The organism is Pseudoxanthomonas sp., assembly GCF_051953815.1.
Taxonomy (GTDB): domain Bacteria; phylum Pseudomonadota; class Gammaproteobacteria; order Xanthomonadales; family Xanthomonadaceae; genus Pseudoxanthomonas_A.
On the sequence record NZ_JBQCIJ010000039.1, the window covers coordinates 193,941 to 210,141 of the forward strand.

Consider the following 16,201-nt stretch of genomic DNA (forward strand, 5'->3'; position numbering starts at 1 on the left):
ACGCGATGGCGCACGTCTCCGCAGCGTGCGCCTAGCCGCCGTTCGCCTGCGCGGTCGGTTGCGCCAGGCGACGCTCCAGATCCTCGCGCATGCCGACCAGTTCGCTACTCAGCTGCTTGCGCTGGGCCATGCCTTCGCGGTGGATCTCGCGGACTTCCTCCACGGTGCGGATCAGGGTCTCGTTGACGGTACGCAGCGTATCCACGTCGATCACCGAGCGCTGGTTGGCGCGGGCGGTGCCGACCGCGGTGGAATGGACCAGTTCCGCGTTCTTCCGCATCAGTTCGTTGCTGGCGTCATCGATGGCGTTGGCCAGTTCGACCGCGTTGCGCTGATCGGCCAGCGACAGCTGGATCGCGAACTGGTTGCGCCACATCGGAATGGTGACATCGCGGACCGCGCTGAACTTTTCGATCAGCTGGATGGCGTTGGCCTGGATCAGCCGGATCATCGGCAGCGTCTGGTCCGCCGCGTGCTGCAGCACCTGCAGGTCCGAGACGCGCTTGTCGATCAGGCGCAGGGCGGTGTCCACGGCCGAGCGCTGGGTGCGGGTGGCCGGATCCTCGCTGCCGGCCAGGCTCGCCAGCTCGGCTTCCAGTTCGGCGATCCGGACCCGGCCGGCGGCCACGTGAACGCCCAGTTCGCGGCGTTCCTCCAGCACGATCGCATGCATCTGGTCGTACTCGCGCACGCGCTGCTGCTGGATCTGCTGGGTCTTGCCGACGTCGGTCATCAGTTGATCGATCTGGCGATTGGTCGAGCTGTAGCGCTGGACCAGTTCGTCGCGTCCGGCGCGCATGCGATCGATCAACGGTCCGAGGATCGGCAGCTTGGAGCGTCCGTGGAAGGATTGCAGGTTCAGCGAGCGGGCGATGCGCACCACCTCGCCGAGCTTGTCGCCACTGCTGTCCAGATCGGAATTGCGCACCTTGTCCAGCAACTGGGTGCTGTAGGCGCTGGTCTTGCTGGTCGCGTCGCGGCCATAACCCTGCAGATTGCCCGGAGCGATGTCCTGGAGCGCCTTGGCGGTCTCCTGGATGCGCGGGATGTCGGAGGTGTCCAGACCCAGGTCGGCGAGCAGCTGCGGCGACAGCGCGGCGGGAAGCAGTGACTGGTCGGGGTTCGGCGTGGTCATGGGTTCTCCTGGGTCTGGTTCGCCGGCATGGCCGGGCTGGGCAGGTCTTCGATACAGGCTTCCAGCTCATCCAGCGCCTGCCGTGCGGAGGATAACTGCATTCCCTGCTGGCTACCGGACCGCACGCCGCGCTGCTGCGACAGCAGCAGGGCCAGCCGCGGCAGTTGCTGCGCGTGGCGTTCGGCGATCGCCAGCGCGCCGGCGGCGAGCAGCTGCAACTGGCTGGCGGTGATCGTCGTGGTCGCGTGCAGGGTGGTCAGGTGTGCGAGCCGGCGTTGCCGGCGTTCGTCATCGCCATCCGTGGAAGGCGAGCGGGCCATGGTTTCCATCTCGGCCCGCAGCGCCGCCATGGCTTCGTTCAATCGCTCCGCCCGCAGGGCCAGCGTGGCATGGTGTTCGCGCAGGCGCGCCACCTGGCCCTCGGCGCGAATCAGCAGGACGCCGCCGCGCTCGCGCAGCGCCTGGGCTTCGGCGCGCAGGCGGATGTCGCGCCCGATCAGGCGTCCCCAGAAGCCGACGCTGCGGCGGGCGGCCTGCGGATCGGCGATGAGGAGCAGGCCGCGCAGATCGCGCAGTGTCGACTGCAACGCCTCGGTGGCGTCCACGCCCAACGCCTGCACGGCCGCCGCGTGCTCCGCCAGCAGCCGCGCCTCGGTGCCTTCGACGCGGTCCGGATTCACGGAACCTCGTCTCCCCGATTCTGCGGGGACGGGGAGACGCCCAGCGTCGGCGTGGGACGTTCCTCCTTGAATTCGAGGTTGGCGATCACCTGGTCGAATTCGGTCTGGCGGGATGTCCTCGACTTGGCCTTGCGCGGCGCCGCCGCGGGCTCCCCGGCATTGGCGCGCAGCGCCTGGGCAAGCGCGACGAGCGCGGCATTCAACTGATCCTGCCGGTCCAGCGTCTGGCGCAGCGCGGCCAGCATCGGCGCCGCATCGGGCATCGTCGACGCCGGGGCCTCTGCGGGTGCCGGCGTCGGGGGCGGGGGCGTTGGAACGGGGGCGGGGCGCAGGCCGTGCAACGCATCCAGCAGCGCTTCCCAGGGAACGGGCGCCGCGGATTCCTCCACGGTGGCCGGTTCGCCAAGACGCTGCAGGCCCACCGCGATGTCGGCCAGCTGCGCCACCACGCGTCCGCCGACATCGGCATCTTCCGCGCCCATCGCCTTGTTGCGCAGGAAGTCGGCCTTGATCTGCTTCCAGCGCGCCTGCGCCTCGGCACCCAGCGTGCCGCGCAGTTCGCCCAGCTTGAGCAGGTTTTCCTCGGCGCCGGTGGTCAGCAACTGCGCTTCGCCCAGATAGTGGTCGGAGATCAGCTGCTGCAATTCCGTCTCGTTCATCACCGGCGAGATCTTCTCCGCGAGCTTGTTCATGTTGCGATAGCTGCCCTGCAGCTTGAACGGTGGCTCCACTCGGTAGCGGTCGGCCTGCGCGGCGCTGGCGATGTACTGCTGGTTGACCCGGTAGACCACGTCGCGCACGCTCAGCAGCCGCTGCAGCACGGCGACGATTTCGTTGATCTCCGCGCCGCTGTAGGCATGCGAGAGCTGGTTGCTGCTGACGTCCTTGCCGCGCGCGCGATCCACCAGGAGGTAGAGATCGGCCATGTCGCGGGTAGCCAGCGGCGCCAGCACCGGATTGGAAGTCAGGCAGTTCTCCACGTAGCTGAGCAGGAACGCTTCCTCCATGCCGCCCAGCACGTCGCCCAGGTTGTAGATGTCGGCACGGTTGGCGAGCATGTCCGGAATCTTGAAGACCTCGCCGGACTCGGTGTACGGATTGCCGGCCATCACCACCGCGAACTTGCGCCCGCGCATGTCGTAGGTCTTGGTCTGGCCGCGCCAGACGCCCTCGATGCGGCGGGTGCCGTCGCACAGCGAGATGAACTTCTGCAGGAATTCCGGATGGGTGTGCTGGATGTCGTCCAGGTACAGCATCACGTTGTTGCCCATTTCCAGGGCGAGGTTGAGCTTTTCCAGTTCCTGCCGCGAGGTCGCGTCCGGCGCCTGCGCCGGATCCAGCGAACGCACGTCGTGCCCCAGCGCCGGCCCGTTGATCTTCATGAAGACCAGGCCGAGGCGGTGGGCGACGTACTCCATCAGCGTGGTCTTGCCGTACCCCGGTGGCGAGATCATCATCAGCAGGCCCATCAGGTCGCTGCGCTTGCCCTCGCCGGCGGTGCCCATCTGCTTGGCCAGGTTGTCGCCGATCACCGGCAGGTAGACCTCGTTGATCAGCCGGTTGCGCACGAACGAGGTCAGCGGACGCGCCTTGAATTCCTCCAGCCGCATCGCTTCGCGTTCGCGCTGCACGACTTCGCCGCGCAGGGCCTGGTAACGCCGCCACTGCGGCAGGAAACCCTCGAGATGGCTGTTGAACCGCGCCTGGAAATCGTCCACGGCCAGCGCCAGCCGGCCTTGGACGATGCGCGGATGTTCGCCGAGCAGCCCCTGCACCGAGACCATCAGGTCCACCGGATCCACGGCATGGCGCAGGCGATCGCCATGCAGATGCAGGGCGATCGCTTCCGGCACGTACGCGACCAGCGAAGCCAGTTCCGCCTGGCGGGTCAGCGCGGTGAACGCCTGTTGCAGCAGCGCCCAGGTGGCGGCGGGACGATCCTGCAGGCGCCGCAGGGTCTGCTTCAGCACGGCGCCCGCATCGCCTTCGGCCAGTTGCCGCGTGAACGCGGCGGCCAGCTGCTGCGCGTACTGGGTGAAGCGGAAACCGGGCGTGGCCGAGTCGATGCTGTCGACCAGGAAGCCGGCGGCGGCGCCGGCCGCTCCTTCCGGCAACGCGCCTGCCTGCTGCTGCCGTGCGATGGCGTCGGCGAGTTCGGTTCGCAGCGTGGGCAGCGCCGTGCCGGCTCCGCCCGGACCGTCGATGGCGCGAGCGGCGCGGATGCGATCCGTCCACTCGGCCGCGGGTTCGTCACCGGCCTGGCACCAGAACGCGATGGCCAACGCACGGCTGGCGGGTGGATGCGCGAGCGCGCCGGCCGCGCGCTGCAACGGCAGCAGGGCGCGCAGGATCGCGGCGGCATCGTGATCATGGATGCCCTTCTCGTAACCCTCGCGGTAGCGCGGCGCGGCGTAGTCGCGCACCAGGCGCGCCAGGGCCTCGGGATCGGTGAGCGCATGCTCCAGCGCGGAAACGGCCAGGCCATTCCGGCCCGCGCGCGCGTCGGCCAGCATGCTGCCGGCCAGATACTCGCCGCGATACAGCTGCGGGGATTCGGACTCGATCATCACGTCCCAGAACGGACGCAACGATTCCAGCGCCGGATCACGCAAGGGCTGCAGGTAGTCGGTGCCGGTCAGGTGCACCGACAGCGTGTCGGCGCGGGGGATCAGGGTCAGATCCAGCGGCTGGGTGTTGACGCTGAAGCGGTGGCGCGCGCCGATGCGGATGATGTTGCCGCCGTCCTCGAACAGGTCGCTGCGATCGCGCAGCGCGCGGATCGACTGGTCGCGGACGGATTTGATGCGGGCCTCGACGTCGTCGGCCTTGACCGGATCCTTGAGTTCGCGCAGGCGCCCGGCCAGTTCGCGCAGTTTGAGGATGAGGGCGTCACCGGCGAAGAAGGCGTTGAGCTCGTCCGCGCTGCCAAGGCGTTCGGTACGCCGGCCCAGGCCTTCCAGGATGCGGTTGGCGGCGTCGAGCACGGCCTGCGCCTTGCGCTGGCGCTCGTCGAGCAAGGCCTGCTTGTGCGCTTCGAATGCTTCCAGCACCTCCTCGCGCTTGCTCAGGATGTCGCCGAGGAACTGCTCGTGTTCGCCGAACTGGCTCTCCAGTTCTTCCAGCTGCACCAGCAGCCGGGAGGATTGCTCGTCCGCGCGCTCGGGCGTGTTCGCCAGCGCCAGCGCGTTGGTGACGGCCTGGGCGAACAGGGTGAACTGGGCGCCGAACTGGGCCACCGACTCGGCCGAACCCAGTTCGCGGCGCTTGGCCGTCGCGCGGGCGCGCGACTGGTTCAGGCGCGCATAGATGGCGGAGATGGATTCGACCACGCGGGTGCGCTGGGTGGCATCGTCGATCTTCAGCGTCGCCATCAGCTCCGACAGCATGTCCAGCTCGCCGGACATCGCCTGCATCGCGGTGATGGCCTCGCCCAGTTCGCGCGCGGTGGTCGCGGCCGCCGCCTGCGCATCGAGGGTGGTCAGCCGCTGGACGAACGGCGCCAGCGCCTTGTCGCCAGCAAGGAACTCGCCGGTGGCCAGGCCGACCCGGTCCTGCGCTTCCTGCAGCGCCGCCGTCATGCTGTCGACGGCCGCGGTATCGATGTAGCGGTAGTCGCGGATGGTCAGCAGCTGCCCGCGCTGGCGGGAAATCGCGCCCAGCGCTTCGACGAACTGATCGATGCCGTTCCAGCCTTCCGGCTGCAGGCGGCCGATCAGGGCACGGTGGTCGCTGCGGGCCTGGATCATCGCCGCGTCGGACTGGCGGCGAATCTGCTGGACCTTCTCGTACTCGTCCAGCACCGACTCGCCGGTATCCGAGATCTCGTGCAGCAGGCCGGCCAGGCCGTTGCATTCGGCGTCGTCGATCCAGTGGTGCAGGTCGAACAGGCGCCGGGTGGAATGGGTCAGCAACTGGTAACGCTGCGCGGAGACGTCCTCGCGCTCGATCTCGCGGGCCAGGTCGAGCAGGTTGGAGACCGCGCGGACCAGCTCGGCGTTGCCGAGCCGGCCCATGAACGAGGTGCCCGGCGCGCGGGTGGCGGCGAACTCGTCGGAACTGAAGGGCGTCTGCCAGACCTGCATCTGGTGGACGCGGGTGGGATCGTCGTTCTCGGCGCGGAACAGCACCATGCGTCCGTCGTGCAGGCGGGCATAGCCGTGCGCCAGCACCGGCGGCTGCAACTGGCGCTGGATCAGGTTGTACACCAGCAGCGCGGCCTGGCCGGTCTCGCGCTCGTAGAAGACATACAGGACATCCTCGCCGTTGGGCGAACGGATCGTGCGCTTGTACTGCATGTCGCGGACGATGGCGTCGAAGGCCTTGTGCTCGCCGTTCTGCAGGTAGTAACCGCCGGGGAAGATGATGCCGTGGTCTTCCGGCAACTGGATGCAGGCCTGCACGATCGCGTCCAGGCGCGTGACCTTGCCGGTCAGGGTGTTGTAGACCAGGCCGCGCCAGGCGCTCTCGCGATAGGGCAGGACCTTGAGCAGGATCAGCGAACCGACCCGGGCATACTCGAACTGGGCATCGTCCAGCGACTGGGTGCGATCCTCGACCGGCTCGCTGTAGACGCCGGCGCCGGTGTCGGTGTTGTTCTCGACCTTGATGGTCAGATCCCCGCCGGTGGTTTCCACGAACAGGGTGTCGAGGATGTTCAGGTGCGGGTGCCGGCCGCTGACCTCCATGTCCTTGGTGGCGCGGATCCATTCGAAATCGAAAGGCGGCGGCAACACGATGTCGCGTTCGCCGCGCGCATCGAGATAGTTGATGGTACCGTCGGAAGCAAGCGTCCAGCGGAACACCCGGACGTCGGTGGATTTCAGGCCGATCTGGAACGCCATCAGCAGGCGGCTGTCGCGGACGATCAGCTGCAGCAGGCGCGCGTCCTTGTAGTAGCTGTACAGCTCGCCGAAATCACGCTGGAAGCCGGCATCGGCGAGGAAGCCGGTGGCAATGTCCACCGGCGCGACGTCGTAGCCCTCGGCCGTTTCGACCAGCCGGTACAGGCCGAACACGTCGGCGATCGACGTGGTGGTCTTCAGTCCCATGTAGACGTTGAAGCCGAACAGCAGGAACTCGCCGACCTGCACGATGTCGCGGCCGACCGAATTGTGCTCGGTGCGGATCCGCAGGCGGCCGATCGCCTCCATCCGGCTGTCGCCGAATTCCTGCAGGCGGCGCGCATTGAGCGCCTCGACCAGCCCGCGCAGGCGCGCGCCCTGTTCGCCCAGGCGGCGGCGCAGCACTTCGTATGCGCCACCCTGGGCGACGGCCTGGTCGACCTGGCTGTCGGTGGTGGATTCGGGATTCGCGGTTGCGGACATCGGACCTCTTCCTCGCCCGTCCTGGGCGGTCGATGCGGGATTTCAGGACCGGCGGACGTGCGCCCGCCGGCCCGGTTCAATGACGCGGCCTCAGGCGTCGGTGGCTTCGGACTGGCGCGCAGCCGCCGGCAGGCCGGCGCCGCCGGCCAGGCGGCCGAGCAGCTGCGCCGCAATCGGGCTCTCGCCGACGATGCCTTCCAGCGCCTTGCCCAGCGACACGCCCTTGGTCAATGCATTGAACACGCCGCCGTCGCCGCCAATCAGCTCGATGTTGGCGTTCTTCAGCGCGCCGGCCAGGATCTCGGCGTTCTCGCGCGAGATCGCCTTGCCCGCGTCGATCGATGCCAGCAACTGGCGCAGCTGGGTTTCCAGCAGCATGCGGAATTCCTCGTGGCTGCGCGCGTCGGCGCTCATCTTGCCCATGGCGTCGAACTTGGAGGTCAGGCCCTCGGCCTCGGCCGCCATCTTGCGGCCGATGTTGCTGGCCTCGGCATCGCCCATTGCCTGCGTCGCGGTGGCGTTGGCGCGACCCAGCTTCTCGGCGCCCTCGGCCTCGGCGGCCAGGCGCTCGCTGAGCACGCGCGCGTCGGCATTGCCCTGCTTGTAGGTCGCGTCGGCCTTGGCTTCCAGCACACGCGCCTCGGCCAGGCCGGTCTTCTCCATCGCGGCCGCGTTGGCTTCCTGGACCTGCGCCTGGGCCAGGCCGGGCGCGGCGGATTCGGCACGCGTGCCCTCGGCCAGCACGCGCTTGGCCTCGGCCTGCTTGCCGGCGGCCTGCAACTCGGCGTCGGCCAGTACCGTCAGCTCGACCGCGCGATGGCGGGCGGCCTGCTCGGCGGCCTCGGCGGCCTTGACGTCCTTCACCAGCGTCTCCTGCGCCGCCGCTTCCGCGGCCAGCACGGTCACCTGCTTGGCGCGATCGGCTTCGGCGACCTCGCGGGTCTCCTTGATCTTTTCCTCGGCCACGGCGACGGTCTGCTCGATCTGGGTGCGTTCGCGGACGACGTTGGCCACTTCCATCCGGCCCTGTTCGACGACCTTGTCGCGCTCCACTTCCTGCAACTGGACTTCCTTGTTGGTGCTGACCCGCTCCAGCTGTTCGGCGCGGGCCACGCGCTCCAGCTCGATCGCGACCGCGCGACGACGGTTCTGCTCGGCCACCTCGACCTGGCGCAGCTGCTCCTGCTCGCGGATCTTGATCTGCTCTTCGGTTTCCAGGCGCGCGCGTTCGGACACCTGGCGCTGTTCCTCGATCACCTTGGCGGTCTCGGCCGCCTCGCGCGCGCGCACGGTCTCGACCTCGCGCTGCTGGCGCGCCTCGGCTTCGGCCTGCTGGCGTTCCAGCGCCAGCATCGCCTCGCGCGCCTCGGTGTTCTTCTTGGTGATCGCCAGCTTCTCGTTCTGCTCCAGTTCGTTGGTGCGGACGTTCTGCTGGGCGGTCAGTTCGGTGATCTTGCGGATGCCCTCGGCGTCGAGGATGTTGCTGGGATCCAGCAACGACTTCGGCGTCTGTTCGAGATAGTCGATGGCCACATCCTCGAGCACGTAGCCGTTCAGATCCTGGCCGATCACCGCGACGATCTCGTCGCGGAATTCCTGGCGCTTGTCGAACAGGTCGGTGAAGTCGAACTTCTTGCCCACCGTCTTCAGCGCCTCGGAGAACTTGGCGTTGAACAGCTCGTCGACGGCATGCTTGTCGGAGGCGCGATCGGCGCCGATCGCCTTGGCCACGCGCAGGACATCCTGCGGGGTTTCGTTGACGCGCAGGTAGAACGCCACCGCGATGTCGGCGCGCATGTTATCGCGGCAGACCAGGCCTTCCTTGCCGCGGCGATCGACCTGCAGGGTGATCAGGCTGATCTTCATCAGCTCGGCCTTGTACAGCACCGGGATGATCAGGGCGCCGGTGAAATGGACCTTCGGCTGCGAGCTCATGTCGTTGACGATGAGCGCGGTGCCCTGTTCGACCTTCTTGTAGAAGGCCTTGAAGATGCCGATGAAACCCAGCCCCAGCACCAGCAGGACGCCGAGGCCGATGAGGAAGGGAAGGATGTTGGCGGTGCTCATGGCGGAACTCCTTGTAGGCGCGGTGCGTTTACTGCTGGTGGAAAGTGGATTCGGAGATGACGCGGTAGGTGTCGGAAGCGACCAGGTGTTCAATCAGGACGACCCGGTCGCCGCGCGCGAAGCCCTGGCCGGGCATGGCGCGGACCTGGAGGATCAGGCCGGCGCCACCGTCGTCGAACTGGGCGCGGCCGCTGGTCTCGTCGACCCGGGGCGAAATGACGCTGCCGATGCGTCCCAGCACCGGCGCGGGCAGCGGCGGACGCAGGCGGGTGATCAGTGCGGCCAGTGGCCGCAGCAGCAACGAGGTCGCCACCACGCCCGGCACCAGCGCGGCCAACAGGACACCCGCGCCGGCCAGCCAGCGCAGTGCGTCGGGCACATGCGGCAGCAGCCACAGCTGGACGAAATAGGTGATGAGCCAGCCGAACCAGGACAGCACCGTCAGCACCAGCATCATCGGCACGCCGGACAGGCCCAGCCGGGCGATCATGCCGGCGATCTGGCTGGGTTCGACGCTGTCGCCATCGTTGCCCAGCCAGCCGTCGACCGCGTCGAAATCGAGGATGCCGGTGGCCGCGAGCAACCAGTAGATCACGCAGAACGCCAGCAGCACGCTGTAGACGAGGGTGGGGAAACTCAGGGCGGTGTTGAGGAACTCGGTCATCGGGGCTCCTTGCGGTCAGCGCTTTCGCGGGGACGACTTGATGCGTTTTTCCGCCCGTGCCAGTACCGCCTGCGCGGGATCCGCGGCGGAAGCGGCGGTGCGGTCGTTCTCCACGGCGCCCGCGCCGGCGGCGCCGCGCCGCTTCATCCGCTGGGCCGAAGCGAACGCCGGTTCCGGATGCGGCGCCTCGCCGGGTTGCCGCCGCGCCACCGTCGCCTGCGCACGTTGCAGGCTGATGCTGGCGCGCAGGATGTCGAGCTGATGCTTGAGCCGGCGCAGGCGGCCTTCGAGCTGTTCGGCCGCATGGGCCAATTGCTGTTCCTGCGTGGCAAGGACGCGCGCCTGGCGGATCCATTCCTCGCGTCGCTCCTGCAACCGCACCACCTGCTCGGCGGCGGCCCGGGCCTGCTGGGCGCGGCGCTGGCGCAACGCGGCGTCCACCCGCGCCTCGGCGGTCGCCAGCTCCGCGTTCGAGGCCGCGAGGTGCTGCTCGCTGGCGATGCGCCGCGCCTTCGCCGCCGCGTGTTCGCCCCGTGCCTGGTGGAGGGCGTCATCCACCGTCCGGATCTCGTTGTCGAGCAGGCGCTCGGCGCGCTCGCCGAGGACCGCGTCGGCGAGGCCTTCCATGCCTTCCTGGATGCGCTTGAACAGGATCTTGAGCGTCTCGGGCATCAGCTCCTCGCCTTGCGCGAACCGCGCAGGTAGGGCTGATAGGCCTCGGTGGCATGGATGACGTTCTCGGCGAGCGTTTCGATCTCGAACATCAGGTTGGCCAGGCTGGAATGGGTATCCAGCGCGCCGAACATCACATAGCCGGCGCCGCCGCCAATCCGCTGCAGGCCGATGGTCGACAGCGGCAGCAGCACATGGGTGGCGAGCACATGGGCATTGAATGCCGCCGGGTCGACCACGTCGCTGATGGGCCAGAGATAGGCCTCGACCAGGATCTGCTCGCCGCCGACCGCGAGGAACACCGACAGATCGCCGTACTCGTGGAGAATCAGATGCAGGCTGGGCTCGGCGCCCTCGATGGTTTCAAGGCTCATCAGGCCATCGCGCAGCGCGCTGGTCTGGCCGATCGCGTGCCGGATGGCCGGCACCGTCCAGCCGGCCTCGTTGGGCTGCGCCGGCAGGTAGGGAATGCCGGCGTCGCGCTGGGCTTCGCGCATCGATTTCTCGATCGCCGCCAGCTCCGCCGCGTATTCCGGCCGGATCCACACATCCTTTTTCACCAGACCCTGCTCGCGCAGCCGCTCGCGGTAGTTGCGCACGTGCAGGGTCGAGGCCTTGATGGCGGATTTCCGGGCTGTCATGTAACCACGCTATAGGCTTACATGTAATCACGTCAAGCGCCGCCATCGGACCATTCTCCGTGGCACGGGGGCGATTGGCCCGCCGCCGCACCCGGGGCCTGGCCAACGGACAAGGCAGGTCAATCCCTGCGCGCGGATCCACCCGCGGTCGTGGGCCGACCGCGGGTGATGGGGACGCCTCACGGAGAGCGCCGGGCGGCGCTCAATAACGGGCCGCGGCCAGCGGCGCGTCGGCCCATTGCCAGGCGGCGGCCTGCCGGCGCGCGGTTTCGCGGGCGGCGTCGGCCTGTCCCAGTTTTTCCTGCGCCTGGGCCAGGCCGAACAGCGACCAGCCGTTCTCCGGATAGGTCTTCAGATCCTGTCCGAAGGCTTCGGCCGCCGCCTTGGCGTCGCCGGCTTCCAGCAGCGCCGCGCCCAGGTAGGGGCGTACCGGCAGCGGCCAGTCGGCCGGTTCGTTGTAGGCCAAGGCGTCCTCGGCGGCGACGGCTTCGCGCAGCTTGGCGATGCCGTCGGCGTCCTTGTCCTGTGCGCGCAGCAGTTCGCCGCGCAACAGTGCGTCGGCGACCCGCAGCACGCCGTCGGCGTGGTTGATATCGAAGAAGCTCACCTGCGCCATCGCCGGATCGACGGCAATCGCATGCAGGGCGTCGGCTTCGCGCGCGGCTTCTTCAAGCGCGCCCTTGCGCAGGTGCGCCATGCCGCGGGCGAAATGCCGGATCGCGGTGGGATAGGGCAGTTCCGGCCCCGTCGCGGTGTCGGCCAGGATCGCGTCCCAGTCGCCGAAGCGGACCTGCGTGAGCAGCGGCGTGACCACGAACTGCTGCATGAATTCCATCGGCGGTGCGCCCATGCCCGCGCGATCCGCGCGCTGGGCGGTCTGCGTCGCGGCCTGCAACGCCAGGGTGCGCGACCCGGTCAGGCCGGTGGTCATGGTGGCGAAGTGCCAGTTGTGCGGCACGTAACCCAGCGGATAGACGCCATTGCTGCCGCGGCATACCGCCAGGAAATCCTTGTCGGCGGTGGTCGCGGCGAAATTGGTCAGGGTGGCGTCGTGGTAGCGGCCGACCCGGATGTAGATGTGCGCCGGCATGTGCACCAGGTGGCCGGAACCGGGCGCCAGCGCGGCCAGCGCGTCCGCGTAGCGCTCAGCGCGCCGCGGCGACGGCGAGGCCTCGATCGCGTGGATGTAGTAGTGCATCGCGCCGATGTGGCGCGGGTTGCGTGCCAGCACGCGCTCCAGTTCGCCCACCAGGCGCGGGGTGAACTCGGCCGGGCTGCCGTCCGCGTTCCAGTACGCCCAAGGCGAGAGGTCCATCAGCGCCTCCGCGTACAGGGTCGCCGCGTCGTCGTCCTCGGGGAACTGTTCCACCACGCGCGCCATCGCGTCGGCGTAGGCGCGATCCAATGGCTTGCGATCCTCCGGCGCCGGATCCGCGTAGCGTGCCTGCAATGCCTGGATCAGCGCGCGGTCCACCGGACGCGCCGATTGCGCGAGACCCGCCGCGCGCGCGGCGAGGGCGGCGGCGTCCTTCGCCTGCGCCGGATCCATCGGCAGGTTGATATTCGGTCCCAGCACCAGCGCCTGGCCCCACACGCACATCGCGCATTGCGGATCCAGTCGCGCCGCCTCGGCGAACGCGCGCCCGGCCGCCTCGTGGTTGAAGCCGTAGGCCATGCGCAGGCCCTGATCGAAATAGCGCTGCGCCGCAGGGACGCGGCTGGCCACGTCGCGGTGCAGGTCGCCGAAGGTCTCGAACAGCGGCAGCTCGGCGGACGCCCGGGGCGCGGGGGCGGCCTCGCTGGCCGTCTTGGGCGTCGAATCGCAGCCGGCCAGCGACGGAATCATCAGCAGTGACAGGAGCAAGGAACGATGGATCATCGCGGACTCTCCCCACGGATGGTGTATCAGGCGGTAACGGCGCCGGCACGCGGAAAGCGGACAGGACGCGGCAACCGGGCCGACGAAGGGGAGTACATGACGATGCGCAGCCCGCCACGGGGAGCGGGCGGGAACAGCCGGGAGGAGGCTGGATCGGTCCGGGAGAACGCTCGCCTGGCTGGCGAAGTCCGGAAAAATGGCGCGCCCGGAGGGATTCGAACCCCCGACCAATGGCTTCGGAAGCCACTACTCTATCCGGCTGAGCTACGGGCGCGCAGACGGCATAGCTTACCCGAAGCCGGCGGCCAGCCCAATGGGCACGGCCGGCGCGAAGCCACTCACCACCCCGCTTACCGTGCCGGACGGCGCGGTTCCGCGCGGCCGGGCGGTAAGATCGGCCACGCGGCGCCCGCGGCTTTCGTGCGCGGACGCCGCTTCCCCGCTGACATCCGGTACTCCTGCTGAAGATGGGTTACGAACGTTTCGAAGCTTCCGCGGCGCCCCGCTGGCGCGAGCGCCTGGGGCAATACTGGAAGCTCACCCGCGGCGACCGCCCCATCGGCGTGCTGCTGCTGCTGTGGCCGACCTGGTGGGCGCTGTGGCTGGCCGCCGGCGGCACGCCGCCGTGGTGGACGCTGTTCGTATTCACCGCCGGAGTCTGGCTGACCCGCTCGGCCGGCTGCGTGATCAACGACTACGCCGATCGCTGGCTGGATCCACATGTGGAGCGCACCAAGGCGCGGCCGCTGGCGACCGGCGCGGTCGGTGGCCGCGAGGCGCTGCTGGTGTTCGCGGTGTTGATGATCGCCGCGTTCGCGCTGGTGCTGACGATGAACGCGCTGACCATCGGCCTGAGCTTCGTTGGCCTGTTCCTGGCCGCGAGCTACCCCTATCTCAAGCGCTATACGCACCTGCCGCAGGTCTACCTGGGCATGGCGTTCGGCTGGGGCATCCCGATGGCGTTCGCCGCCGTGCAGGGCGAAGTGCCGCCGATCGGCTGGGTGCTGTATGGCGCCAACATCCTGTGGTCGACCGCGTACGACACCTGGTACGCGATGGTCGACCGCGACGACGACATCCGCATGGGTTCCAAGTCGACCGCGATTCTGTTCGGCGATCTGGATCTGATCATCCAGGGCGTGCTGTATGCGCTGGTGTTCCTCGCGCTGGCGCTGGTCGGCCGGCAGGCGGGCCTGAGCATCTGGTACTGGGCCGGCCTGGGCGCGGCCGCGCTGCTGGTGGCCTACGAGTTCTTCATCGCCCGCCATCGCGAACGCGGGCCGTGTTTCCGCGCGTTCCTGCACAACAACTGGGTGGGTGCGGCGGTGTTCGCGGGCATCGCGCTGCACTACGCGCTGACCGTCCGCTGATCATTCCCCGTGCCGCCGCGGCCGCAGGGTCCGATGGCAGGCCAATGGAGGCCGCATGAAGTCCGTGATCCCGCTGTTGCTGTGCCTGTCCGTGCTGGCGGTTCCCGCATCCGCGCAGGACGCCGCCCCCACCCGCGAGCATTTCGCCGCGCCCGGCGAAGAGGCCGATTACCATCAGTGGCACTACTCACCGGTGGTCAAGGTGGGCGACATGGTGATCGTTTCGGGCATTCCCGCCGGCGGCGAGGGCAGCTACGAGGACAAGATCAGGCGGATGTTCGAAGTGCTGAAGACGCGGCTGGCGCTGGCCGGCGCCGATCTGTCCGATGTGGTGGAGCTGACCAGCTATCACCGGCAGCCCACCGGCACGGCCGCCTTCCAGCAGGAATTCGCTCGCTTCCTGCGGGTGCATCGCGAGTTCTTTCCTTCGCACTACCCCGCCTGGAGCGCGGTGGGCACCACCGCGCTGCTCAACGAAAGCGCGCCGGTCGAGCTGCGCGCGGTGGCGGTGATCGGTTCCGGACGCGCGCCGAAGGCGGCGATTCCGCTTCCAGCCACGCCCTGAGGCGGATTCAGGGCTGTGATCGCAGCCGCTTGAGCCGGAACGCGACGATCAGCTGCAGGATGCCGTAGATCAACGCGCCCGCCGCGATCCACACCGCGATCGTGATCAGGCCGATGCCCGGACGGGCGAGGAACAGCACGCCGAGCAGGATCGCCAGCAATCCGCTGAGCGCGAGCAGCCATTCGCCGTTGATCAATTTGCGCACCTGGATGGCGAACACGATGCGCGCGATGCCGGCGATGATCAGCCAGATCGCCAGCAGCCACAGCATCGCCTCGGCCATCTGCGCCGGCTGGGTGATGGCCAGGACGCCGAAGCCGATCGAGACCAGCGCATAGAGAACCAGCAGCCAGTTCGGCAACGCGATGTCCTTGCGGAAGATGCTGAGCAGACTGACGATGCCGTCGGCCAGCGACAGCACGCCGAAGGCCAGGACCAGCGCCAGCACCGAGCGCCCGGGCCAGAGCAGGGTGGCGATGCCGAACACCAGCGCCAACGCGCCGTAGAGCAGGAACACCCACCAGCCACGCGAGACGTTCACGAACGGATTGCTGCCCATTTCGACCTCCAGCGGACGGAAACGCGCCACGAATACGCCCGGATCACCGGTCGCGTCAAGCCGGCCTGGCCGCGCGCGGACGCGCGTCAGCCGTCGGCGCTCCTGTGTTTCGTGTTCTTGGTGCGGGTGAGCGTTTCGTACAACCGGATCTGTTCGCCTTCATCCATGCCAATCACCTGCATGGCGTCGGAGAAGGGCGAGACGATGTTGGCGGCGTAGATCACCTCTCCGTCCACCACCCAGGCGGCCAGTTCGCCGACATGATCGGCGGTCACGCGCTGGATCCGTTCGCGTGCCTCGGGCTTGAAGGTGAAGCGAAGCGTCGGTTGTCCGGTCACCGAATCCCGGCCCAGGCTCACGTCGCGGATGTCCGCGGACGTCAGCAGCTGACGGCGCTGCAGGTACAGCGGCGCGGTGCCCCAGCGCCGGGTGTCGCGATACCCGACTTCCTCGCAGGCCAGGCACGGTTGCGGCGAACCGATGCGGAACGCCATGTCGACGGCGGGCGGCGTATCGGCGATTTTCGTGCAGGTGCCCGATCCGATCGCGAACGCGGCCAATGCGGCGGCGCGCAGCGCCTTCAGTGCGAGTCTTTCGATCATCGGATGGGCCACCGGTGGAAGGGAACATCGGGCGGGCGCAGTC

The 16,201-nt window shown here is 68.6% G+C and carries 12 protein-coding genes and 1 tRNA gene; 2 read left to right on the top strand and 11 right to left on the bottom strand.

Features of this window, described 5'->3' with window-relative positions:
• Positions 1–31: 31 nt before the first annotated feature.
• The 9 genes from ACTHN1_RS12130 to ACTHN1_RS12170 form a co-directional block, all read right to left on the bottom strand.
• Entirely contained in the window at positions 32–1,135 is a 1,104-nt protein-coding gene (locus tag ACTHN1_RS12130; RefSeq protein ID WP_440471195.1) for a toxic anion resistance protein, read from the bottom strand.
• A complete protein-coding gene (locus tag ACTHN1_RS12135; RefSeq protein WP_440471196.1) occupies positions 1,132–1,815 on the bottom strand; it encodes a hypothetical protein in 684 nt (227 codons plus the stop codon). The genes ACTHN1_RS12130 and ACTHN1_RS12135 overlap by 4 nt, the downstream gene beginning before the upstream one ends.
• A complete protein-coding gene (locus tag ACTHN1_RS12140; protein WP_440471197.1) occupies positions 1,812–7,139 on the bottom strand; it encodes a DNA repair ATPase in 5,328 nt (1,775 codons plus the stop codon). Before ACTHN1_RS12140 ends, ACTHN1_RS12135 begins: the two co-directional genes overlap by 4 nt.
• 90 nt (positions 7,140–7,229) lie before the next feature.
• A complete protein-coding gene (locus ACTHN1_RS12145) occupies positions 7,230–9,206 on the bottom strand; it encodes a hypothetical protein (RefSeq protein WP_440471198.1) in 1,977 nt (658 codons plus the stop codon).
• Between the two features lie 28 nt (positions 9,207–9,234).
• The gene (locus ACTHN1_RS12150; RefSeq protein ID WP_440471199.1) at positions 9,235–9,870 is read right to left on the bottom strand and encodes a hypothetical protein; all 636 of its coding nucleotides are present in this window, start codon (positions 9,868–9,870) and stop codon (positions 9,235–9,237) included.
• A 15-nt stretch (positions 9,871–9,885) separates the two neighbouring features.
• Positions 9,886–10,542 carry a PspA/IM30 family protein gene (locus ACTHN1_RS12155; protein WP_440471200.1) on the bottom strand — a complete coding sequence of 219 codons (657 nt, stop codon included), beginning with the start codon at positions 10,540–10,542 and terminating at the stop codon, positions 9,886–9,888.
• A complete protein-coding gene (locus ACTHN1_RS12160; protein WP_440471201.1) occupies positions 10,542–11,183 on the bottom strand; it encodes a DUF2170 family protein in 642 nt (213 codons plus the stop codon). The genes ACTHN1_RS12155 and ACTHN1_RS12160 overlap by 1 nt, the downstream gene beginning before the upstream one ends.
• Positions 11,184–11,385: 202 nt before the next feature.
• On the bottom strand, positions 11,386–13,062 hold the full coding sequence (locus ACTHN1_RS12165; protein ID WP_440471202.1) for a tetratricopeptide repeat protein: 1,677 nt from the start codon (positions 13,060–13,062) through the stop codon (positions 11,386–11,388).
• A gap of 197 nt (positions 13,063–13,259) precedes the next feature.
• Positions 13,260–13,336: transfer RNA gene (locus ACTHN1_RS12170), tRNA-Arg, on the bottom strand.
• 193 nt (positions 13,337–13,529) lie between these two features.
• On the opposite strand from ACTHN1_RS12170, the gene ubiA reads away from it, so the two are divergent.
• Both ubiA and ACTHN1_RS12180 read left to right on the top strand, forming a co-directional pair.
• The gene (ubiA, locus tag ACTHN1_RS12175) at positions 13,530–14,432 is read left to right on the top strand and encodes a 4-hydroxybenzoate octaprenyltransferase (protein ID WP_440471203.1); all 903 of its coding nucleotides are present in this window, start codon (positions 13,530–13,532) and stop codon (positions 14,430–14,432) included.
• A 55-nt stretch (positions 14,433–14,487) separates the two neighbouring features.
• The gene (locus ACTHN1_RS12180) at positions 14,488–14,997 is read left to right on the top strand and encodes a Rid family hydrolase (RefSeq protein WP_440471204.1); all 510 of its coding nucleotides are present in this window, start codon (positions 14,488–14,490) and stop codon (positions 14,995–14,997) included.
• 7 nt (positions 14,998–15,004) lie between these two features.
• Here ACTHN1_RS12180 and ACTHN1_RS12185 read toward each other — a convergent pair whose 3' ends face one another.
• Complete coding sequence (locus ACTHN1_RS12185) at positions 15,005–15,586, bottom strand: HdeD family acid-resistance protein (RefSeq protein WP_440471205.1); 582 nt, start codon at positions 15,584–15,586, stop codon at positions 15,005–15,007.
• 56 nt (positions 15,587–15,642) lie between these two features.
• Positions 15,643–16,158, bottom strand: coding sequence for a SecDF P1 head subdomain-containing protein (locus tag ACTHN1_RS12190; protein WP_440471206.1), 516 nt, complete (start codon positions 16,156–16,158; stop codon positions 15,643–15,645).
• Positions 16,159–16,201 lie beyond the last annotated feature (43 nt).